Origin of the sequence: Pseudoalteromonas simplex (genome assembly GCF_015278155.1) — a bacterium.
Lineage (GTDB): Bacteria > Pseudomonadota > Gammaproteobacteria > Enterobacterales > Alteromonadaceae > Pseudoalteromonas > Pseudoalteromonas simplex.
Genome location: NZ_JADILN010000017.1, coordinates 1 through 22,886, shown reverse-complemented (window position 1 = coordinate 22,886; position 22,886 = coordinate 1). Strand labels below are relative to the sequence as shown.

Annotated in this window: 17 protein-coding genes; 3 read left to right on the top strand and 14 right to left on the bottom strand. The window is 42.7% G+C overall.

The window, feature by feature from the left end; genetic code table 11:
- Nucleotides 1-137: 137 nt before the first annotated feature.
- The 4 genes from ilvA to ilvG form a co-directional block, all read right to left on the bottom strand.
- The gene (ilvA, locus tag IRQ78_RS19460; protein WP_138601184.1) at nucleotides 138-1,691 is read right to left on the bottom strand and encodes a threonine ammonia-lyase, biosynthetic; all 1,554 of its coding nucleotides are present in this window, start codon (nucleotides 1,689-1,691) and stop codon (nucleotides 138-140) included.
- Nucleotides 1,692-1,693: 2 nt separating this feature from the next.
- The gene (gene ilvD / locus IRQ78_RS19455) at nucleotides 1,694-3,550 is read right to left on the bottom strand and encodes a dihydroxy-acid dehydratase (RefSeq protein ID WP_194442944.1); all 1,857 of its coding nucleotides are present in this window, start codon (nucleotides 3,548-3,550) and stop codon (nucleotides 1,694-1,696) included.
- A gap of 103 nt (nucleotides 3,551-3,653) precedes the next feature.
- Nucleotides 3,654-3,899 carry an acetolactate synthase 2 small subunit gene (gene ilvM, locus IRQ78_RS19450; protein WP_054554110.1) on the bottom strand — a complete coding sequence of 82 codons (246 nt, stop codon included), beginning with the start codon at nucleotides 3,897-3,899 and terminating at the stop codon, nucleotides 3,654-3,656.
- Nucleotides 3,896-5,545, bottom strand: a complete 1,650-nt coding sequence (gene ilvG, locus IRQ78_RS19445; protein ID WP_194442943.1) for an acetolactate synthase 2 catalytic subunit — start codon at nucleotides 5,543-5,545, stop codon at nucleotides 3,896-3,898. The genes ilvM and ilvG overlap by 4 nt, the downstream gene beginning before the upstream one ends.
- A 537-nt stretch (nucleotides 5,546-6,082) precedes the next feature.
- Here ilvG and IRQ78_RS19440 point away from each other — a divergent pair.
- Complete coding sequence (locus IRQ78_RS19440) at nucleotides 6,083-6,961, top strand: TraB/GumN family protein (protein WP_194442942.1); 879 nt, start codon at nucleotides 6,083-6,085, stop codon at nucleotides 6,959-6,961.
- A gap of 26 nt (nucleotides 6,962-6,987) precedes the next feature.
- On the opposite strand, the gene IRQ78_RS19435 is transcribed toward IRQ78_RS19440, so the two are convergent.
- Nucleotides 6,988-8,445, bottom strand: a complete 1,458-nt coding sequence (locus IRQ78_RS19435) for an ATP-binding cassette domain-containing protein (protein WP_194442941.1) — start codon at nucleotides 8,443-8,445, stop codon at nucleotides 6,988-6,990.
- A gap of 129 nt (nucleotides 8,446-8,574) precedes the next feature.
- Here IRQ78_RS19435 and IRQ78_RS19430 point away from each other — a divergent pair, with 129 nt between their 5' ends.
- On the top strand, nucleotides 8,575-9,198 hold the full coding sequence (locus IRQ78_RS19430) for a DUF4097 family beta strand repeat-containing protein (RefSeq protein ID WP_138601195.1): 624 nt from the start codon (nucleotides 8,575-8,577) through the stop codon (nucleotides 9,196-9,198).
- 13 nt (nucleotides 9,199-9,211) lie between these two features.
- Here the strand turns inward: IRQ78_RS19430 and IRQ78_RS19425 are convergent, their stop codons facing one another.
- The 5 genes from IRQ78_RS19425 to IRQ78_RS19405 all read right to left on the bottom strand — a co-directional run bounded on the left by IRQ78_RS19425 (nucleotide 9,212) and on the right by IRQ78_RS19405 (nucleotide 15,487).
- Nucleotides 9,212-10,963 carry a response regulator gene (locus tag IRQ78_RS19425; RefSeq protein ID WP_194442940.1) on the bottom strand — a complete coding sequence of 584 codons (1,752 nt, stop codon included), beginning with the start codon at nucleotides 10,961-10,963 and terminating at the stop codon, nucleotides 9,212-9,214.
- A gap of 98 nt (nucleotides 10,964-11,061) precedes the next feature.
- Nucleotides 11,062-13,398, bottom strand: coding sequence for a fatty acid cis/trans isomerase (locus tag IRQ78_RS19420; RefSeq protein ID WP_194442939.1), 2,337 nt, complete (start codon nucleotides 13,396-13,398; stop codon nucleotides 11,062-11,064).
- Nucleotides 13,395-13,775 (bottom strand): hypothetical protein, encoded by a 381-nt coding sequence (locus tag IRQ78_RS19415; RefSeq protein WP_054554103.1) that lies wholly within the window; start codon nucleotides 13,773-13,775, stop codon nucleotides 13,395-13,397. Before IRQ78_RS19415 ends, IRQ78_RS19420 begins: the two co-directional genes overlap by 4 nt.
- 138 nt (nucleotides 13,776-13,913) lie before the next feature.
- Nucleotides 13,914-14,579: an SDR family oxidoreductase gene (locus IRQ78_RS19410; protein ID WP_054554102.1), complete on the bottom strand. Its 666-nt coding sequence runs from the start codon at nucleotides 14,577-14,579 to the stop codon at nucleotides 13,914-13,916.
- A gap of 113 nt (nucleotides 14,580-14,692) precedes the next feature.
- Nucleotides 14,693-15,487, bottom strand: a complete 795-nt coding sequence (locus IRQ78_RS19405; protein WP_166339640.1) for a VOC family protein — start codon at nucleotides 15,485-15,487, stop codon at nucleotides 14,693-14,695.
- A gap of 231 nt (nucleotides 15,488-15,718) precedes the next feature.
- On the opposite strand from IRQ78_RS19405, the gene IRQ78_RS19400 reads away from it, so the two are divergent.
- Nucleotides 15,719-17,785, top strand: a complete 2,067-nt coding sequence (locus IRQ78_RS19400; RefSeq protein WP_194442938.1) for a TonB-dependent receptor — start codon at nucleotides 15,719-15,721, stop codon at nucleotides 17,783-17,785.
- A 53-nt stretch (nucleotides 17,786-17,838) separates the two neighbouring features.
- Here the strand turns inward: IRQ78_RS19400 and IRQ78_RS19395 are convergent, their stop codons facing one another.
- The 4 genes from IRQ78_RS19395 to IRQ78_RS19380 all read right to left on the bottom strand — a co-directional run.
- Nucleotides 17,839-18,555 carry a hypothetical protein gene (locus tag IRQ78_RS19395; protein WP_166339644.1) on the bottom strand — a complete coding sequence of 239 codons (717 nt, stop codon included), beginning with the start codon at nucleotides 18,553-18,555 and terminating at the stop codon, nucleotides 17,839-17,841.
- A 72-nt stretch (nucleotides 18,556-18,627) separates the two neighbouring features.
- Nucleotides 18,628-20,424 carry an alkaline phosphatase gene (locus tag IRQ78_RS19390; protein ID WP_138601209.1) on the bottom strand — a complete coding sequence of 599 codons (1,797 nt, stop codon included), beginning with the start codon at nucleotides 20,422-20,424 and terminating at the stop codon, nucleotides 18,628-18,630.
- An 11-nt stretch (nucleotides 20,425-20,435) separates the two neighbouring features.
- On the bottom strand, nucleotides 20,436-22,025 hold the full coding sequence (locus IRQ78_RS19385) for an alkaline phosphatase (protein ID WP_054554097.1): 1,590 nt from the start codon (nucleotides 22,023-22,025) through the stop codon (nucleotides 20,436-20,438).
- A gap of 742 nt (nucleotides 22,026-22,767) precedes the next feature.
- A partial coding sequence (locus tag IRQ78_RS19380) for an EF-Tu C-terminal domain-related protein (protein ID WP_456107211.1) occupies nucleotides 22,768-22,886 on the bottom strand: 119 nt, incomplete at its 5' end.

Genomic DNA, 22,886 nt, shown 5'->3' with positions numbered 1-22,886 from the left:
GAGAGCATTAGACAGATTAACCCAAGTAGACTTTTCATTCCTTGCACGCATCATCCTTGATTGAGAACCGTGCAATAACTATAGGAAAAATAGACAAAAAAACAAGGCTACTAATTAGCAGCCTTGATTATATTAAGCTACTGATTTGCCGCTTTAACCTCACTTAATTCTTGACCTTGGCTAGTTAAGAACTGGGTGAAACATGGATTGTTCGTTTCATCTTGAACGTTGTATCCCAAACGGTTCAAATGCTCATTGAATACCTCATAATCACTCGGTTCAATAGCAAAGGCCGCCAGCACATTACCAATCGCTCCACCATGATTACGATAATGGAATAAAGTGATATTCCAATTACTACCAAGGGTATCTAAGAATCGCGCCAGTGCGCCTGGGTATTCAGGAAACTCAAAGCGTAGTAAACGCTCATGAAGTTGAGCAGGCGCTTTACCACCCACCATATAACGAATATGCAATTTAGCCAGCTCGTTATCTGATAGATCGCAAAACGTGTAGTCGTTTTCTGTCAGTGCCGCTTTTAATTCATCAAGCTCTTGCTGCCCTTGTCTTAATGCAATACCAACAAAAATTTGTGCTTCGCCGGGGCCTGCGTAACGGTAATTAAACTCGGTGATAGCTCTGCCACCTAGTGAATTACAAAACTGCTTAAAGCTACCCTTTTCTTCTTTTATGGTCACAGCAAGGAGTGCTTCGTTCTTTTCACCAAGAGCAGTCCGCTCTGCAACATAACGTAAGCGGTCAAAGTTTAAGTTTGCACCCGATAAAATTGCAGCAACGTTTAAGCCTTTAACACCATTTTGTTGGCACCATTTTTTCAGCCCTGCTGTTGATAGCGCCCCTGAAGGTTCTGCTATCGCACGAGTCGAAACAAAGATATCTTGCATTGCGGCGCAGATTTCATCGCCCGTTACAGTGACCACTTCATCACAAAACTTTTGCGCTAAACGAAATGTTTCTGTGCCGATGACTTTTACGGCTACACCATCTGCAAAGCTGCCAACACGGTCAAGCTCAACGGGCTTGCCCGCTTCAAGCGCTGCTTTTAGGCAAGCACTCTCGTCAGCTTCAACACCAATGACTTTGATATCAGGACGTAACGACTTAATGTACACCGCCATGCCTGCAAGTAAACCACCACCGCCAACAGGAATAAAAACAGCATCGAGGTCGTTCAATTGCTGCATTAATTCACGGGCAACGGTACCTTGGCCAACAATCACATCAGGATCATCAAACGGTGGCACAAACACCCCGTTACGCTGCTCTGTCAGTTCTAAAGCATGGGCTTTTGCCGCATCAAAATGATGGCCGTGTAATACCACTTCACCACCGAGTGAACGTACTGCATTCACTTTAATTTCTGGTGTTGTAACTGGCATCACAATCGTTGCGTTATGTCCTAAAAATGAGGCACTGAGTGCAACCCCTTGCGCATGGTTACCCGCTGAGGCTGTGATCACATCAGACCCTTTTGGCAACTTGCTCAGTTTATGAAAAGCACCACGAAGCTTAAATGAATAAACCGGTTGTTGGTCTTCACGCTTTAACCACACATGGTTGCCTAACCGTGCACTAAGATCAGCCATTTCGCTGACCTCAGTGACTTTTGCAAGCGGCTCCATGTTCGCTTGGATGATAGCGCGAAAATAATCGAGCTCTTGAGAAACCATAATTAACTAAGCTCCTCAAGTTTTGCTAAATCGCGAACAGCTCCTTTGTCTGCACTGGTTGCAAGTAATGCATAGGCTTTAAGTGCAGATGAAACATAGCGGTCACGATCAAGTGGTTTATAAGCGTCTTTACCACGTGCAAGTTGCTTTTGTTTACGTGCTTCAAGCTCTTCATCTGACAGCGCTAAAGTGATTTCGCGGGTTGCGATATCAATTACTATTTTATCGCCATTTTCAACATAAGCGATTGCACCACCGCTTGCTGCTTCTGGTGAAACGTGACCAATTGATAAACCTGATGTACCACCCGAGAAACGACCATCGGTGATAAGCGCACACTTTTCACCTAAGCCCATTGATTTTAAGTAACTCGTTGGATACAGCATTTCTTGCATGCCTGGGCCGCCTTTTGGCCCTTCGTAACGAATTACAACAACATCGCCTGCTTTTACTTCACCATTAAGGATGCCTTCAACCGAATCATCTTGTGATTCGTATACAACAGCAGGGCCTTCAAAGTGCAGCATTTCTTCAACTACGCCAGCACTTTTAACAATACAGCCATCAAGGGCTAAGTTACCTGAAAGTACAGCTAGGCCACCATCTTGACGAAAGGCATTTTCAACACTGCGGATACAGCCGTTTTCACGGTCATTATCAAGTTCTGGCCAGCGACATTCTTGGCTCATTGCTTTTGTAGTACGGATACCGGCTGGGCCTGCTTTATAGAATTTTTGCGCTACTTCATTATTCGGATCGGTGGCATCCCATTTAGCCACCATTTCAGCCATACTGTGGCCTGCAACGTGATCAACAGATAAATCAACAAGGCCTGCTTTACCTAACTCACGGATAATTGCCATCATGCCACCAGCGCGGTGCACATCTTCAATGTGATATTTATTGGTTGCGGGTGCCACTTTACAAAGGAAAGGAGTTTTACGGGAAAGCTCATCGATGTGCGACATGTCAAAATCGACACCCGCTTCTTGCGCGGCAGCTAATAAGTGTAAAACCGTATTTGATGAACCACCCATAGCAATATCAACTACCATTGCATTCATAAAGGCAGTGCGATTAGCAATCGCACGTGGTAATACTGCTGCATTATCTTTTTGATAATACTCACGGCATAAATCAACAATGCGCGCACCTGCTTCAACGTAAAGTTGTTTACGGTCTTTATGCGTAGCAAGTGTGGTACCGTTACCCGGCAGCGCTAAACCAATCGCTTCTAATAAGCAGTTCATTGAGTTGGCAGTAAACATACCCGAACACGAACCACAAGTAGGACACGCAGAACGCTCGACTTTTTCAGAGTCTTCATCGCTTACTGTGGTATCAGCGCCTTTCACCATGGCATCCACTAAATCAAGTTTAATGTCGATATCAGCTAGGCGTGTTTTACCCGCTTCCATTGGACCACCTGATACGAAAATAACCGGAATATTTAAACGCAGTGCAGCTAGCATCATCCCTGGGGTGATTTTGTCGCAGTTAGAAATACAGATCATGGCATCGGCACAGTGTGCATTAACCATGTATTCCACAGAGTCAGCAATTAAGTCACGCGATGGTAGTGAATACAGCATGCCGCCGTGACCCATTGCGATACCATCGTCGATTGCAATAGTATTAAATTCTTTTGGTACACCACCGGCTTGGGTGATGGTTTCAGCCATCAGCTCACTAAGTTGGTTAAGGTGAACATGACCCGGTACAAACTGAGTATATGAGTTAACAACAGCGATAATTGGCTTACCGAAGTCTTTATCTGTCATCCCTGTTGCACGCCACAAAGCACGCGCCCCTGCACGTTTGCGACCTTCTGTTGTTGTTGCACTTCTTAATTTAGCCATAATTACCTCAGTTATTGCAGTGGCATGCCACTGACTTCCTCATTCCTAATTTATTTCTCACTAAAGCATCAATCTGATTGCTCTAGTTACCTGTTGATTTTTACTAGATTGCTTGCTGTTGAAATTGGTTTTCAACATTAACGTGTTTAACATCAACCAATTTATTCAATTGTGATGTTAGTAGATAAATTGGCTTATCGCTGTCTACTGTCATAGTGACGTGAAACGCTTCATCAGCCATTTCTAAATTCATGGTTGTTAGGTCAAAGCCGCGATGACGTGCAACGCGTAAAAAGCGCTCTACAGCGACACTTTGATTCTTTAGTGCAATCGTTAGGGTGTGTTTCATTTTACTGTCTCCGTCATCATTTCATCATTGGCAGCACCCGGTGGTACAAGCGGCCATACATTTTCTTTATCATCAATACAGGCATGCAGAATGTATGGACCTTCACTATTAACTAGCGCATCAACCGCAGCATCGACTTCATCTGCTTTAGTGATGGTTTGACCTGGAATGCCAAACACCGCTGCTAACTGCACGAAATCAGGATTATCTGAAAGGTTTGTTTCAGAATAACGACCTTCAAAAAATAGCTGCTGCCATTGACGTACCATGCCTAAGCGCTGGTTATCTAAGATTAGAATTTTAACTGGCAGATTGTTACGGCGAATTGTAGCCAGTTCTTGAATGTTCATCATGATTGAGCCATCACCCGACACCGTGATCACAAAATCATTTGGACGAGCAACTTGAGCGCCGATAGCGGCCGGTAAACCAAAGCCCATGGTACCTGCACCACCACTACTTAAATGATTGCTTGGGTGGCTAAACTTCATGTGCTGCGCCACCCACATTTGGTGCTGACCCACATCACAGCACACAACACCCGTTGATGGCATTTTTTGGCTTAGCTGGTTTAATAAATAAGGGGCAAATACTTTCTCGCCTGGATAGTCATAACGCCATGCATGCTCTTTCATCATGCTTTCGATATGCGTTAACCATTCATCAGGCGTTACAAAACAATCAAGTTGCGGTAATGACGTTTTTAAATCTGCCACTAATGACGCTTTTGCAGGCTTACGCTTACCAACCTCTGCTGCGTCGATATCAAGGTGTATCACTTTTGCTTTTGCGGCAAACTTGCTTAAATTGCCAGTAACACGGTCGTCAAAACGGGCACCGATACAAACCAAAACATCACACTCTTGCACTGCTAAGTTAGCTGCTTTACCGCCATGCATACCTAGCATACCCAAATCATATTCATAATCAGGTAATACACTGCCTAACGCTTTCAACGTTGATACCGCAGGCATATGTGTTTTTTCTAAAAACTGCATAAGCTCGTTTTGTGCATCAGCAGCTTGTACACCACCACCGATATACGCCACAGGGCGCTGCGCTTCACTTAAGATTTGATTAGCTATTGCAACTTGGTTCGGGTCTAATTTTGGTAAATGATCTTCGGCGGCTAACCAAGGGTGGAATGGCACTTGTGCCATTTGGATGTCTTTCGGGATATCAACTAACACAGGACCTGGGCGGCCGCTTTGCGCTAAGTGGATGGCTTCTTGTAGGATTTCGGCTAAATCTTCAGCTCTTTCAACCATGTAACTATGTTTAGTACATGATAACGACATACCTAACACGTCCACTTCCTGAAAGGCGTCGGAGCCTATTGCGGCGGTAGGTACTTGTCCTGTGATGGCAAGTAACGGCACTGAATCCATCATTGCATCAGCAAGAGCGGTTATTAAGTTGGTTGCACCAGGGCCTGATGTTGCAAAACACACACCTAACTTACCTGTGCTGCGGGCAAACCCTACTGCTGCAAAACCCGCTCCTTGCTCATGACGCGTCAAATAATGTTTGACTGGCGCACCGTACAAGGCGTCGTAAATAGGCATGATGGCACCGCCTGGGTAACCAAAAACATCCTTAACGCCATGTTTGGCTAATAAATCGATTGTTAACTCTGCGCCTGTCATCGTAAATCCTCATTCCTCAGTGACATTGTGTATTTGCTGCGACTCAAACCTTAAAACAAAAAAGCCCCCCGGACTGTTAAGTGCGGGGGGCTTTTTAAATGCTTCACTTTTCTCTAAGCACTAACTAGCCCCCGCGGTAATAATAATCACCACGACGTTAATTAGAATTAGAGAAAGTTTGTTTGTAAGCATTTATCTGTAACCAAATTCTGTTCATTTGTAGCGGAAATCTAGCCATCCCGCTGTCTTTTTCTATTAGTACCGCGCTGGGGGCGTTAAGTCAACATAAAATTCAATTCAAAAAACAAGCAAAAAAACGACTTTATAGAAATAAATATCTAAACTTTACCATTAATAAGATTTATTTTTCGCAATTTGCTTAATATTGAAATTTCATACCTCTTTATCTGCCATTCTATGATTGATTAATTTTTGGCAATTAAATGTAATTTTTTCTGCTTAAAGCCGATTTAATTTAACGCCTCTTTAAAAAATTAGTTTAGTATTGAAAATAACCACGTAATGAAAAGGAAAGTTATGAAATTCGTCCAACGTATAAATGCCCTGTTTTTTATGGTGCTACTGCTTGGTTTTAGCCAACATGCACTTGCCGAGCCGGGATTATGGAAAGTAGAAAAGAACGGCGTTGCTTCATATTTATTTGGTACCGTACATGTGGGTGACAACAGCATGAAAGGCTTACCGAGCAAGGTAAAAAAAGCACTCGATAACTCAGATAAAGTCATTGTTGAGGTGGATATCAGCGCTATTTCACCGATGGAAATGCAGCGTCGCTCATTACCATTTATGATGCTGAAAAATGGCAAAACCTTACAATCAGAATTATCATCAGAAAACTATGCAAAACTGCAAAAGTACTTTGCGGATAAATCAATTGATATTGCGATGTTTAAGAACTTAGCACCGTGGGCGGTGATGGTCACCATGATGCAAATGGAGTTCCAAAGCGTTGGTTTTTCAGATCAATACGGCATAGACAAGCAAGTACTTGCTTATGCTCAAGAACATAAAATTTCTGTTGGTGAGCTAGAAACTCTTGAACGCCAAATGGAAATGTTTGAGCACTTAGCAATCATGAATGACAAAATGATCGAAGAAACGTTCGACCAACTTGCAGATGTAGACACCTACTTTTTTGGCCTGATCAAGGCTTGGAAATCAGGTGACATGAAAACACTTACACAGTTTTATAACGAAAGCTTTGATGACTCTCAGTATGGTCAGCTAAGCGAGCAAGTGATGTTGATAGACCGTAACAACGATTGGGTTAATCAACTATCTACTCGCATCGGTAAAGAAAAGCTGTTCATTGCAGTGGGCGCTTTGCACTTACCAGAGCAACACGGCTTATTGAAGCAATTAACAGATAAGGGTTTTACCGTTACCCGTATTTAAATGATTTCAATCGTTTAAAAAGCGCCTTATGGCGCTTTTTTTGTGAAATCAGCCATCTCTAAATAATTGTTGATACCGACTATTTTGTCACTCGCGTGGTGATTAACATACACCACGGTGCTGGTGCCTGCAGCACAGATTTTTTCTATTAGTAATAACACGCGCTGCCTATTCGCTTCATCAAGACCTAAGCAAGGCTCATCAAGAATCAATAAGTTAGGGTGTTTAACCATAGCCCGAGCAATCAACAATAAGCGCTGATCACCAAAAGACAGTTGGCTAAATGAACTGCTTTGTTTATCACTTAAACCTAATAACGCTAACCACTTTTTGGCAATGGCAAGTTGCTTATCAGTGGCTTTTTGGTAAAGACCAATGCTGTCATAAAAGCCCGAAACAACCGTATTGAGTGCGGTGATACTCACTCGATAATCCATATGCAGCGCGTTAGAGATATAACCAATGTGTTGTTTAATTTGCCAAATACTCTCACCGCTGCCGCGCTGGTAGCCAAACACCTTGATATCGTTGTTGTAACACTGCGGGTTATCACCCGTGATAAGGTTCAGCAAACAGGTTTTACCTGAGCCATTTTTACCTGTTAACTGCCAATGTTCGCCTTGGTTAATTTGCCAGTTTAGTTTTTCAAAAATAACCTCACCGCCATAACTGACTGATGCGTTGTTTAATCTTACCAGCATAGAGTCTGTGAGCGGAGGCGCTTGATGGTCAATATTTGCCTCAGGTATTTGTAGCTGTGTATGAGTAAGGTGCAATAGCTTAAGTAAATCATCGCGCTGCTCGGCTGTAGGCTTTGCTAATTGCTGAGCCACATGGCCCTCTTTAACGTAGGCGTAATGATCCACAAAGTCAGGGATCTCAGTTAAGCGATTAAGCACAAAAATAAGGGTCGTCGTTTTACTAAGCTCAGCGAGTAACTGATTCAACCCAGCCATTGCCTTGACATCTAAGCCATCAAAAGGCTCATCAAGCACAAGTAAATCTGGCCGACCTATTATGGCTTTAATCAGCATCAATTTGCGGGTTTCACCGGTCGATAAATCGCGAAATGCCTTGCTAAGTTTGTCACTAAAATCAAATAGGCTTATTAGTTGCTGTAGCAAATCACTATCAAGCTGTTGCTCGTCTCGACCTGCAATAATCAGCTCATAAACTGTATTCGTAGCCGTAACACCCTCAATAATATCATCTTGATCTTTAGTTAACTCGACCGCGAGGAGCTGCTTTTGGCTATCTGGCGATACCAATGCTATACGCTCAAAGCTATTCTCATAGTGGCCTTGCTCTATTTTCGCAAAACCAGCAATGGCAGCGGCCACAGCCGATTTACCCGCCCCATTAGCGCCAAGTAAAACCCATTGCTGCAATGGCGATACATTGATATTGAGCTCATCTAAATAATAAACGTCATTGCCTTGGCCCTTCAGGCTGGCTCGAACATTAACCAACTGCACTTGTTGCACTTTGAATCCTCATTCTAAGTTACCGTTAGCTTGACGTTACCGCATTCGATAAAAAATTAAAAATCGTTTAAACCTTTTTTGAACACGGCTGCGACTAAGGTATAAAAGGTCATTAACAGGAATCAGACAATGAAAAAATTACTTTGTGTAGCAGCAATAGGCCTAGCACTTACAACAACATACGCAATGGCAAAAGACTCACGTGAGCTAAATCATAACTTTACAGTGAATGGCGCAAGCCAGCTTGATATTGATTTTCCGGTGGGCAGCTTAGAAGTCGAAAGTTATGACGGCAGTGAAGTCGTGGTTACGGTTCGCATTGAACCAAAAAATGACAATAGCTGGTTCAGCTCTGATGTTGACTTATCTGATATCGAATTAAGCCACTCGCAAAGTGCCAGCTCACTTAGCTTAAAATTAGATAACGATGACATTCAACAAAACTGGTATGTAAAAATGCCTAAATCAATGGCAATTGATGTTGAGCTAGGTGTAGGTGATATTGAAATTAACGACGCAAGTAATTCAGTTGAGATTGAGCTTGGTGTGGGCGCAGTAAGAATTGATAGTGCGCTTGACGATTACAGACGCATTGAACTGGATACCGGTGTGGGCGACACCAAGATTCGCGGCTTGAAAAAAGAGGCTAACACCAGCCGCAAAGTCGTTAGCTCTCACTCAAGCTACCGAGGCAATGGACTGCATGATATTGACGTTGAAGTAGGTGTTGGCGACATCAAAGTAACAAACTAATTTAACGCTTTGGTTATCCCTGTGAGCTCTCGGTAAATAAAATACTGAGAGCTTTTTGCACTGAATCTAGTGATATCGGTTTGTATACATGTAGGTTAGCCCCAAGTTCATACACACGTTGTAAATCATCATTTGATGTATTGGCCGTCACCACCAAAATTGGCACCTGTTGCCCCTGCTCATTACGAATAATATCAATCGCTTTAAAGCCATCCATAACTGGCATATTCAAATCCATAAAGATTAAATCATACTGCTTATCTGACGCTTTATCTGTGGCGATTAAGCCATTTTCAGCGATATCAAAGCTGTAATTTAACTGCCCTAAAATACGACCTAATATAGTGGCATTCAACTGATTATCTTCCACAATTAAGCAGTGTAACTTATTGGGTAATAAAACCTCTGCGTCATCACCAGCGGCATTACTTAACTCTAAGCTAAGCACCACTTTAACACCTTGCGGTTGAGCACTTAAAAACTCAATATTCCCCTGCAAAGCTTTAACAATATGCACCACCCTCAACAAACCAGTTTTAAGGCCTTGAAAATGTTGCTCGCTATCATTTTCCAAGCTGAGTATATCGGTCGGTGGCTTTTCAAATCCTTTGCCGTTATCTTGCACTTCAATAATATAGTTTTGTTCGCCTTGGCTTCTTGCTGTGATCGCAATTCGACCTTGTTCAGCAGTAAACTTTACTGCATTGTTGATGAGTTCAGCCAAAACTTGCTGTAAACGAGCATGATCAGTGAGTACATCTTTGTTAAGAGATTCTGGAATATCGATACTAAGCAGAATATTCTTTTCGTCGCAAACATATTCAAATGGGGTGATCGCGTGTTTTAGAGTCAACTTTAAATTTCCACGACTCGGGTTTAATTGCCAATTTCCTGTTGTGAGCTGTTGTAAATCAACAAGTTCATCTAACATTGCGACTAATCTATTCACACAATAAACAGCTTGTTTTTTAGTTGCGAGCTGTTGTTCATTGATATCAAGCGCTTCAATAGAGGCTGTAAGGCCTTGTATTGGTGTTCGAAATTCATGACTTGCGCGAGCTATAAAGCGCTCTTTATTTTTGCTTATTTGCTCCGCATATTCTTTTTGAGTTTGATACTTATTAATTGTTTTAGCGATTAATGATTCCATTGGCTTAAAGACAAAAAATAGTTCAATCAATAACAACAGCAAAGCCGTTAACCAAAATATTAATTCAACTGTTGCAATAAATGTGACTTTTTTTACAGACTCTTGCTCAAGCAACTCAACAGCTACATCTAATTCATTTAATAAGACTTCAACTTGTTGAGTTTCGAAAACAGGCCCGTCAAAATCTGTGTAGTCGTCACGGCTATTTAATAGCTTCTGTGCTTTACTTACATAGCGCTTAACACGCGCATCAAGCTTATTTGGAGCAGCAAAGTAATGTGCCTCTAACTCCTGATTTAAATGACGAAACGTATTTGGACCATCGCGAGCAACCAAAAACTGGTGACCTGCAATAAACTGCTCAACGGTGTCTTGTAGCAGCTTGCGATGCTGTTGCTTTACAGGCAGAGACTTGTCATAAATTAATGCGTTACCATGCAAAGCAATCTTTTGAGAGAGCATTCGTTGCTTGCCGGCAATATTGATCACCTCGGCATCACCCTTTTGGATATACAACAAAGATTGAATCAAGGCCGCTGACAAGGATATTAGAAGCGCTATCGCTAATAACCCCCAGCGATATCTTTTACGGATATCAATAACTAGGTTTAACATGCATTTCTCTGATCTTTTTTATTTTATTCTAGTCTAAATTAAGCAGTAAAGCCCACTATTAAGTGGGCTTTATCAACAAACAAAGCTGTACTTAAAGACTACCTATTTTCGAGGCGGTTATAATCAAATAACCCAAATTCGACACCTCGGTATTCTTTAGCTACACGATGCAAAATATCGCTGTATTGCCAAAACTGAGGATGCGTTCGACGAATCGCAAATTCGCTTTTCAGGTCTCTATATGCCGTCTCATCAGTCACTTTAGCAAGCCCAGCTGCAAATGCAGCAACCTGTTGTTCGTTATGTAGATACCAAATTGCTTCTGGGTAATCACCAATAAACCCCGGTACAATTGTTACAGTATCTTCGTCATAAGCTCGCTGCCCTTCTTCATTCAATAAACTCGAAATATTGTAATGAGCATTGTGATGAATAAGAGTATAGGCTTTGTGCTGTTCATCGCCCTCTTTGACTAACACAAACGAAATTTGCGGCAGTAGATTAATTGCTTTGACAGGCAAATCATTTATTTGTGCAAGCGGTTCTGGCACTTTGGTGTAGTCATAACGAGGACTCAAAATTGGTTTGAGCTTCTCTTTAAGCATGTTATACAGCTCAGACTGCTGATCTGCTGTTTTGAATTCAATGCCAGTAGGTTGACTAAATGACAGTTCATCTTCAAAGAAACTGGTTAAACTAGGTGGTGATTTACGATACCACTGAGCTTTAACTTCTTTACGTTTAGCTTCTGGTAATAACGCCAGATAATTTGCTTCGCCTTCTAAGCGTAAAAAGTCCATATACAAACGAGTTAAAAGCTGATGACCTATATTGCCGTACACATCAAACCCCGCCACCAGCAAGTAATGAATACGTTCAAATAAGGCATAATCGAGTATCCAAGCAGTCTTTGGTTGCTGGCCTATCCACCCTTTTACAACCGTTGCACTATCGAAATGACGGAACACCGTCAGCGCTGCATTTTGGTTATGACCATCACCTTGCCAAAGTAAATCGGTGGTAAGGTGCTGACCGTTCTCAAACATCTTATTTGCCAGTGCAACTTTTGCTGATAAGTATTTGTTTTGGCGTTTTGAGTACTTTACCCAACTAGAAATCGGTAAAGCGTTACTTTCTTCTTCTGCAGGTAAAGCTAGCGCATCTTCATGTTGTAACAACATTTCACCGACTTTAGGTGTCGCCGCCATTTGAGGCTTAGCAAAACCAACCCAAAACTGATCGTTAATCACGTTTAACGCGATTTGACCACGACAAACAGGACCTTTAATAAAGCCCATGATTATAAGCTCTGCTTCATCAAGCATAAATTGATAACGCGAGTTTACTGGAATTGCTGCAAAAGCTTTAAACGGATTTGATGCTACTTCAGGCTTATAGCTTGGCAATTTATTCACTTGATAATCAGCTTCAATAAATTGCGAATGTAAGCGGGCAAGTTTTTCATCATTTAATGCTAAAGGTAAATGTGTTTTAGCTAAAATAGTCGAGCGGTCATGCATTAAACGATAGTAAACTCGTTCAACTTTAGGGTCTTCATAAGGGCGACGCGTGCTAATATGCTTGATCTCTTCTCCCGGCGGAGTCGAAGAGCGAACTAGTTTAAAGTAGCTGTGTTTATCGCCATGCTCAGGAAAATAAATATGCGCTAAGTACCAGTGCTCGTAAATATAACGAGCAGCTAGTTGATGCTTTGAACCATCTTGATTTAAGAAAGCTTCCCAGCGCTCCACTTGCTTAAGTACGCCTTTTTCAGGGGGCTCAATATGAGCAAGATATCCGCCTTTTCTGAGCCATTTAGCAAGGTGCTGAAACTCTTCGCTTGAGATCCCCGGTAAACCATATGGCATACCACTGTGTGGATTATCTTTAGCAAATGAATCAAACTCATTCATTGTGGTGCATGTTTGTTCACGATCGAGTGAAAAATCAAACTCATCGCCTAAAATAGCTTGCTTAGGCAGAGGGCTGCTTTGCTTAAGCACCAAAGAGTTATAAAGCACGCTACCCGCTAGGTTCGCTTCTTCGGTTTGTACTCGCTCGTTAAGCACTGGCGTAAAGCCTTTTTCACGCCACTGAGCTGTGGTTGTCGCATCAAATAGTAAACGACTTGGCTCTTGTGCAAGCAAACGTGTGCCATCATAGACACGCTCTTTACTTAAACCTCGGTCAATTCCTTCCACAGAAGATAACTTAAGCTGACAAGGTGCATCATAACAGCCGTGACAAACCACACAACGAGTGTCAAGAATAGGTTTTACGTCACTTAAAAACTCGGCGCCTTCAAGTGTTGATGCAGCAACAACACGCTCTCTAGGTTGCTCTTCACCAAACAATTCATCGTAATGAGCAGCGCCTAAATATGCACAGCCACTTAAAAGAATAAGGCCGAATACGGTCGTGAGGGTTTTTCTCATCCTTCCTCCTCGATATCTTCAACGTCATCACCTAAATCGAAGGTTGGCATCATATCTACTTGCGGCGACACAAAAGTTTGATCATTGTCACAGCTAAGCATTGCGCTCAATAATGGCCCGCGAACTAAAGTTAACTGCGCGTCGTGCTCACTATTAATCAATACTTGATAATCATCATTTAACGCTTCAAGACGATATTCATTAATAGCAATAGCGACACTGCTATCAGCAGCTGGGTTTTGACAAAGCTGCGCGAGTAACTCTTCGCTTAACGTTACATGTAATAATAGATCTGGAGATTCAATATCGCGGCTATGAAGGTTTTCATCGAAATAAAAAAGAGGAAGGGTTAATTCGCTATTTTGCTCTAATTCCATGTGCTGTTCTCTACATCAAAATGACTTTTAATTGTACGAGTATAGCAAACTATAAGTTCAAAAATTAGCGAAACTTATCAGCAGTTAGCAGCTTTTTAGCTACTAACTAACCGAGTTATAAAAACAGTGAAAAAAGTATTACCAAGGTAGCGTTTCACCATTTGAATGCCAAAACCCACCTGTGTTGCTAAGGTTTAGTTCATCAATACGTTTGATGAGACGCTCTGCTGCAGTTTCAGGGCTGATATCGCCAGCAAAATTAACCATTTGCGTTTGTACAAAGCCTGGGTGAAATAAGCCAACAGCAATTTTTTTATCTTTTAACTCATAGGCTAAACTAACACTCGCAGCATTAAGGGCCGCCTTTGACATGCGATAACCAATGTAACCGCCCGAGCCGTTATCAGCAATTGAGCCCATGCGCGATGTAATCATCGCCACTTTAGCATCAATGCCTAAACTTTGCTGTAATGCATGCGTAATACGAATAGGCGCGATACTGTTCACGCTAATTTGCTTTTCGATGGCAGCAAAGTCCATATCAGCGAATGTTTCGTTGTGAAAAATACCGGCGTTATTAACCAAAATATCAATTTTGTCGCCGTGTAAGTAATTGGCAAGTGTTGCAACATCATCGGCGTTAGATACATCAATGTCGCTAATAATTTTCACATCGAGTGCTTGAAGTTCTTCGCTTGGGGTGCGAACCACCGCGGTAACACGGTAACCTTTGGCTGAATATTGTTTACATAAATTAAGGCCAATACCTTTATTGGCCCCTGTAACCACCACATGCTTAGTCATCAATCTGCTCCTTAGTTGGGGTATTTATACCTAAACCACCTCAAGGTGCGAGTTTCTGCATCTTGATGAGGCTTAGGTGTATACTTTGGGACAGATTGGCAAAAACCAAGAGCTTAAGTTAATTCATCAATGGTTGACTTAAGAATAGAAAAAACGGCCCCTTGTGGGTCGGTAATCACACTAAAACGCCCAACATCTGGAATGTCTGTTGCTGGTACACAAATAGCGCCATTAAGCTGCGTTGCTTTGGCAACCGCCTGATCGCAATCTGCTACCGCAAAATACGGCATCCAATGCGGTGGAATATCATCTGGCCATTCATCGGTCATTTCGAGCATGCCTGCTATCGGTTGCTCATCAATAGTGAATAAGGTGTAGTCCATACCTTCCATGGGTTTCACCTCAAACTGCCATCCGAATAACTGACAATAAAAGTTGCGACTTTTTTGCATGTCTTTCGACACAAGCTCAAACCAATAAAGTAGGTTAAGCTCTTGCACTCTTTTAGCCCCGATATGCTCACCCGCTTGCCACAAGGCAAATGTTGCGCCGCCAGGCTCTTGCAGCATCACCATGCGACCTGCCGTCATGACATCATGTGGCCCTGCCAAAACCGTTGCCCCCAATGATTTTGCCAGCTCAGTGCTTTGGTCAACATCATCAACAGCAATATATAATAACCAATGGGTTGGCATCTCACTCATACTTGCAGGCAGTTGATACATAGCGGCAATATCATCACCTTGCTTTTGCAGCATGGTGTAATACATGTCTTCACCTATTGGCTGATCATCAAAACCCCAGTCAAAAAGTTGCGTGTAAAATTGCTTTGCAGCTTGCCAGTCTTTTGCGCATAACTCGGCCCAACAGAAAGTACCCGCAGGGTGTTTTGTATTTATTTTGGTCATGACTGTTCCTCCTTCATTAACGGTAATCAACAAGCGGCTTTTTTACCAATTATTTTTTAAATTAATTAAATAACCGTTTAGAAAAATTAAATAATCATTATCAGTCACTTACAGAAAAACCAAAGTAAACCAAGTTTTTATAGCCTTTACACAATATTGATTGCAGTAATAAACACATGTATAAATACGAACAATTTTTAATAACAATTATATAGCGATTTAACGATGTCAATGAAATTTGCGCTTCCTTTTTTACTTACTCCTATCGCTGCGTTAGCAAATCAGGCTCAAGATATTGAGCGTATTACTGTTTCTACAACGCGTAGTACGGCACCTGTTAGTACTGTACCTGCAACTATCAGCGTTATTACCAGTGAAGACATTGCTGAGCAACTTGCTCACACTCAAGATCTATCGCAAATTTTAGGTAATTTATTACCGAGTTTTTCACCAAGCCGTCAAAAGATGACTAGCGCAGGTGAAACACTACGTGGCCGTGAACCGCTATACATGATTGATGGTGTACCTCAGTCGAACCCGTTGCGTAATGGTTCTCGTGACGGCAATACAATTGATCCTGCTATGATCGAACGCATCGAAGTGATCAGTGGTGCTAATGCAATCCAAGGCATGGGCGCAAGCGGCGGTATTATTAATATCATCACAAAATCAGCAGGCGATTTTAATCACCAAATGAGCGCAGGGTTTAGCACTCCGACAGACGGTGGCAGCGACAGCCAAAGCTATAAAGCCAGCTACTTATTCAGCCAACAGCTAGATGATATTAGTTTTATTGGCGGTGTATCGGCACGTAGTACTGGTATGTATCGCGATGGTAACGGAGACTTTGTTGGGTTAGATGGCACACAAGGTGATACGCAAGACTCAACCAGCCTAGACCTATTTTTAAAAGTTAAATATCAGCTTGATAATGAACAAAGTATTCAAGCGATGCTGAACCACTACAAAATTGAGGGTAATGGAGATTTTGTTGCTATTAGTGGTGACCCAACAACAGGCCTTGCCACATCAGCTGAAAAAGGCGATATAGAAGGTGATGCACCACGCAACCGTGTAACAACCTTCACCCTTGATTACAACCACACTAATATCGCTGGCGGCAACCTTGCAGTTCAGTTATTCACGCAAGATTTTGCGGCAATGTATGGCGGCGGTACATTTGGTACTTTCCAAGATCCTGAATTTGGTGAAAACCTTTACGACCAATCTCAAAACAAGTCACAAAAGTTTGGAAGTCGCGTTACTTATAATAAAGATAACCTATTAAGCAGCCAGTTTGATATTGCGACCGGTATCGATTTACTTTCTGACGAAACATACCAAGAGCTTGCGCAAACAGGTCGTCATTGGGTGCCAAAAACCAAGTTTAATAACATCGCACCATTCGCTCAGCTACGTTATGACGGCTTAGAAGATTGGACTTTCAATGCCGGTGTTCGTTACGAGTACGGCAAATTAAAAGTAGATGACTTTACTACCCTAGCATCTTACAACAGCAGCTTTGTAGAAGGCGGTGAGCCAAGCTTTAACGAATTATTAGAGAACTTAGGTGTTGTCTACCAAGTGACTGATGACCTTCGTTTCTACGCAAGCTACAGCGAAGGCTTTAGCATGGCCGATGTGGGGCGTGTACTGCGTGGTATAAACCAAGCTGGCTTATCGGTTGAAAGTTTCTTAAACCTAGAACCTGTGATTTCTGATAACCGCGAATTAGGTTTTGAATATGCAAGCGATAGCTTCAATATTAAAGCCAGCTACTTTGAATCTGACTCAGACTTAGGCTCTCGTTTACAAGCTGATGCTGATGGTATTTACAGTGTAAAACGTGAACGCACTGAGATCTCAGGTTTTGAAGCCAATGCACAGTATTACCTAACTAACAGCACAACATTCGGTGCAAGTTACGCTGATACAGAAGGCCAATATGACGGTGATGGCGACAATAAAGTAGAGAGCGACTTAGGCGGCAGCAATATTTCACCGACACGGTTAAACCTTTACTGGCAGCAACAATGGCCAGCAAGTTTGTCTAGCCGCTTACAAGTTAATAAAGTGTTTGATCGCGACTTTAATACTGGTGAAGAATTTGACGGCTACACAACCGTTGATTTATCAGTGCAATATCAAAGTGCTGAGTATGGTGCATTTAGCCTAGGTATCGATAACCTGCTAGATAAGTACTACATCACTTATTATGGGCAAACAAACCCATCGGCAACTCGCTATTTTGCAGGCACTGGCCGAACTGTAAATCTAACTTGGAACTATGCATTTTAGATTTAAGCTAAAGTAATTAAACAACAAAAAAGGCACCAAGGTGCCTTTTTTAATTAGTGATGATGACCATGCTCACCTTTGAGCTGATTACCTTGCGCATCATAAAATCCACTTGCACCATGCTCAACAAACCCTAAGTTGATCATTTTAGCTAAAAATGGATCGCTTTCATTATCACCGATATCTGCGTAATCGGTCGTTTGATAGTTATCCCATTTCGCAAATTCTGCCTGAATCTTTTGCTGGTTGTAATGACTGGCTGTTAAAGCAATTTCACGGCTATAAGTTGGTGTTGAAATACGAATTGCTTTGAGTAACTTTTGATTGGCAAGCCAGCTTAGCTCTATTTTGCTCTCACCCTGCTGCTGTGTGTAATACTCTGTTAACTCACAGCCTTCACCGGTGCTTTTCTGGTGCGTCATTGAGGCTAAAAACTTATCGCTTACTAGCTGATATTTGCTACTCCAATCTTGTTCACCTTGCACTTCCGATGGTTGATACTCAATACCACGCTGGGCATGCTGAAAATAACGAATTGGGCGAATTTGTTGATTGCGCAACTGTTGCCATAATTCAATAAATTGTGGATTCTGCTTAGCCACCTGGTGAGGCGTGCGCCAAAGGGTAAAAGTGTTTTCAGTATGCTGCTTATTAGCAACGATTTCTGTGGTGACTTTATAGTCTGCTTGCGTAAAACCGGTGTTCATATCGCATTGCCCTGCAACAGCAAGTGGACTAAGTAATGAGGCAAGTAAGATGGCTGCTTTCACGGGATTCTCTTTTGTCTTGGTTTACTTTATAACTAATTGAGTAAGGGAGGCATGGAGCCTCCCAAACACTCATTATTGTGCTAATTTAGCATCGGCTTGTTTAACAAGGTCAGCGGCATAATCCATAACATGGAAGATAAGGCTTTGCTCATTAGTGCCTGTTACTAAATGTGCACCTGGACCTACTGCATACACACCCACATCTTCTGCTGCGTGTGTTTCAGAGCCTAGTGGTACAACAGCTTCTTGGTGGAAACCTGGCGTTGTTGTGTCAACATCTGTTAAATCAACACGACCCGTTACCGGTGCAAAGTTATAACCTGCATCAGCATCAGTCTCATCACCTAAGTCGCGGAAACCGCCACCATTGGTATAACCAACCGTTGTGTATGGCATGTTATCTGCTGCAAGTGATGGTTCATCACTACCCACAGGTACCACTTTACCTAAGATTGGGTTACCACGTTTTGGGTAGCCTGCAATGGTAAATACGTGGCTGTGGTCAGCTGTTACTATGATTAACGTGTCTTCGATGCTGGTTTTATCAAGAGCAACTTGGACTGCTTTTGAAAGCTCAACTGTGTCGCTTAGTGCATTGTAAGCATTACCAGCGTGGTGACCGTGGTCAATACGACCGGCTTCAACTGTTAGCATGAAACCATTGGCGTTGTTATCTAACACATCAATTGCTTTTGCTGTCATTTCAGCAAGTGAAGGCTCGCCTGCTACATCGTTTGCACGGTCTGCTTCGTATTGCATATGTGATTCATTGAATAAACCAAATACGCGCTCAGTTGACTCTGCATCAATTGCATCAAAACCAGCTTGGTCCATCACATATTGACCTGCAGGATATTTAGCTTTCCACTCAGCTGTTAGGTCACGACCATCTGTACGGTCGCCTTCTACCGAGCTCACAGCATCAGCAGAGTTAAATGCTGCGTCTTTCGGTAAGAAATGACGACGACCACCGCCCATGACAACTTCTAAACCATCAACATCTAAGCCTTCGTAGCGTGCCTCTAGGTTTGCTTCAAAGTTAACTAACTGCGATGCAATATCTTCACAGCCAGCGGTAACTGCCGCTTCTGGCATATCTGATACGTCTTCCCAGTTACGGTCAGCCGATTTTGCATACGTTGCTGCAGGCGTTGCGTGAGTGATACGGGCTGTCGAAACAATACCCGTCGACTTACCGGCAATCTCAGCAAGCTCAGTGGCTGTAACTAGTTCATTACCTGCAACCGTTGCACAGTTACCACGTTCGATGTCTTCATCAACACCGATAACGCCAGCATCCGTTTTTACGCCCGATGCCATTGCCGTCATCGTACCCGCAGAATCAGGTGTTTGCGCATCAACGTTATAGGTTTTAGCAAACCCTGAGAATGGTAGTGTTTCAAAGCTTAGTTGATGCTCTTCTCCTAGCTTACCCTCTAGTTGACCGGCCATAATACGTGCTGCTGTGACAGTTGAAATACCCATGCCGTCACCAACAAACAGAATCACGTTTTTCGCTTTACCTGACTCTTTTACAACGGCAGCAATGTTTTCTTCGCTACTAGCGACTTTAACTTGTGCTGACTTGAACCATTCATTATCAGTCAATGGCGCTAATTGCGATGCCGTTAACGACGTTGCTGGTGCATTACATGCAACGCTTGTATCCGTTACTTCTGCTGAGTCTAGCTCACCGTTATCGTTACTATCTTCACCGGTAAGGGTTTCTGTACCACCGTTTACGCACTGCTCAGAGCCAACAGCTAATGTATTTTCAATGGTTAATGTTTTTGGTGAGTTGTCATCGTCATCAGAACAACCCGCTAATGCCACTACTACAGCAAGAGAAATTAAATTTAGTTTTTTCATCGTCGTCGCCATTATTCTTCAATTAGTTCTAGAGCTTGGTTAATGATGTGGAAAATTACGTTTTGCTCCACAACGCCTTGTGCTAGTTGCGCACCTGGACCTTTTGCATGCAGTGAAATATCTTCACCTGCATGAGTCTCTGAACTTAGTGGCACAGTGGCTTCTTGGTGATAACCAGGAGTAGTCGTATCAACACCCGTTAAATCAACACGGCCTGCAAATGCCGCTTCGCTATAAGATGCATCAGCGTCGGTTTCATCGCCTAAATCGCGAAAACCTAAACCATTAGCATAACCAACTGTGGTGTAAGGCATACCATCTGCCGCAAGGCTTGGCTCTTCGCTACCAATAGCAACTACTTGACCTAAGATTGGATTACCACGCTTTGGGTAGCCCGCGATAGTGAATACGTGGCTGTGGTCGGCAGTAACAAGAATAAGAGTTTCTTCTGGGTTGGTGTTCTCAACTGCTGTTTGCACTGCTTTGGCAAATTCAACGGTATCGTTTAACGCGTTATAAGCATTGCCCGCATGGTGGCCATGGTCGATACGGCCTGATTCAACCGTTAAGAAAAAGCCTTTTTCATTGCTCTTTAAGATATCAATTGCTTTACCTGTCATTTCAGATAATGACGGTTCACCCGCTACATCGTTAGCGCGATCTGCTTCGTATTGCATGTGTGATTCGTTAAATAATGCAAATACACGTTTGCTGTCAGCATTTAGTGTATCGAAGCCTGCTTGGTCCATGACGTACTTACCATCAGGGTACATTTCTTGCCACTCAGCCGTTAGGTCACGCTCATCCGTACGGTCACCTTCTACTTCGCTCACTGCATCAGTTGAGTTAAACGTTGCGTCTTTTGGTAAGAAGTGACGACGACCACCGCCCATCACAACTTCAAGACCATCTACGTCAGTACCTACGAAGCGTGCTTCTAGGTTTTTCTCAAAATTAACAAGTTGTGAGGCAATATCTTCACAACCCGCTTCTACAGCATCAGCCGGCATATCTGATACGTCTTCCCAGTTACGGTCAGCTGATTTTGCATAGGTTGCAGCCGGTGTTGCGTGAGTAATACGCGCCGTAGAGATAACACCTGTTGCTAGACCTTTGATTTCTGCCAGTTCTGTTGCGGTAATTAACTCGTTACCAGCAACAGTTGCACACTCGCCACGCTCGATATTTTCGTTTACACCAATTACACCTACATCGGTTTTAACACCTGAAATAATTGCTGTCATCGTGCCTGCAGAGTCAGGTGTTTGCGCATCAACGTTATAGGTTTTGATTTGCGCTGAGTATGGAAATTCCTCAAAGCTTAGTAAGCCTTCTTCGCCCGACTTACCTTCCATTTGCCCCGCCATAATACGCGATGCAGTCAGCGTTGAGATACCCATACCATCGCCAACAAATAAAATGACATTTTTCGCTTTAAACGTTTGCTCAGCCTGAGCCGCCGCCTCTTTTTCTGTTAATTTTGTTTCAGCGGCACTATACCAATCATTTTGTTTTTGACTGTCTGGTAACACACCTGCATTGGCTGTCGCTGACAATGCCAACGTTAAACCAATTGCAGTAGCAATTTTATTAATTTTCATCGTTACGTTCCGTTAGTACGTTATTTTAAGAATTTGAGTGCTAACTAAACTGCACTTGGATAATTAGCGCAGCCATACTAAGAAGGCATTGTTACTAAAAAAGTGACTTTTCATGACGAAATGATGAAACCAAAACGACTTTAGATATAAGTAAGTAATTAGTTTTAGGGGAAATAATAGGGTTAACTGCTAGGTGTGAGTTAGCGAGGGTAAAGGCTCTAGGTTATAGGTCAAGCATAACCTTGGGAGTGTTTTATGATGGTTGGGTTTACCAAAGAAAAGGTTTGCATGGATTGTGTTGGGTTTCGCTGCGCTCAAACCAACCTACCCGAAGAATGAATAGGGCGAAGCTTAAGTGAGACACGGAACTAAACATCCCCAACGGTCTAATCTGACGTCTTAAAGCTGATAGCTCTATTTACGTTGGGTTTCGCTCCGCTCAAACCAACCTACCCGAAGAATGAACAGGCCGAATGCTGAGTGAGACACCACACTAAACAACCCCACCGATCGAATCTGACGTCTGAAAGCTGATAGCACTGTTTACGTTGGGTTTCGCTCCGCTCAAACCAACCTACCCGAAGAATGAACAGGCCGAATGCTGAGTGAGACACCACACTAAACAACCCCACCGATCGAATCTGACGTCTGAAAGCTGACAGCTGATAGCTTTTTTCACCCATAAAAAAACCCGAGACTAAGCTCGGGTTTTTCTTAATGCTTAATGCATCACTATAGTTGATTACTCAACGATAGTTGCAACAACACCAGCACCAACTGTACGGCCACCTTCACGGATAGCGAAGCGTAAACCTTCGTCCATCGCGATTGGGCAGATTAGTTCTACAGTCATCTTGATGT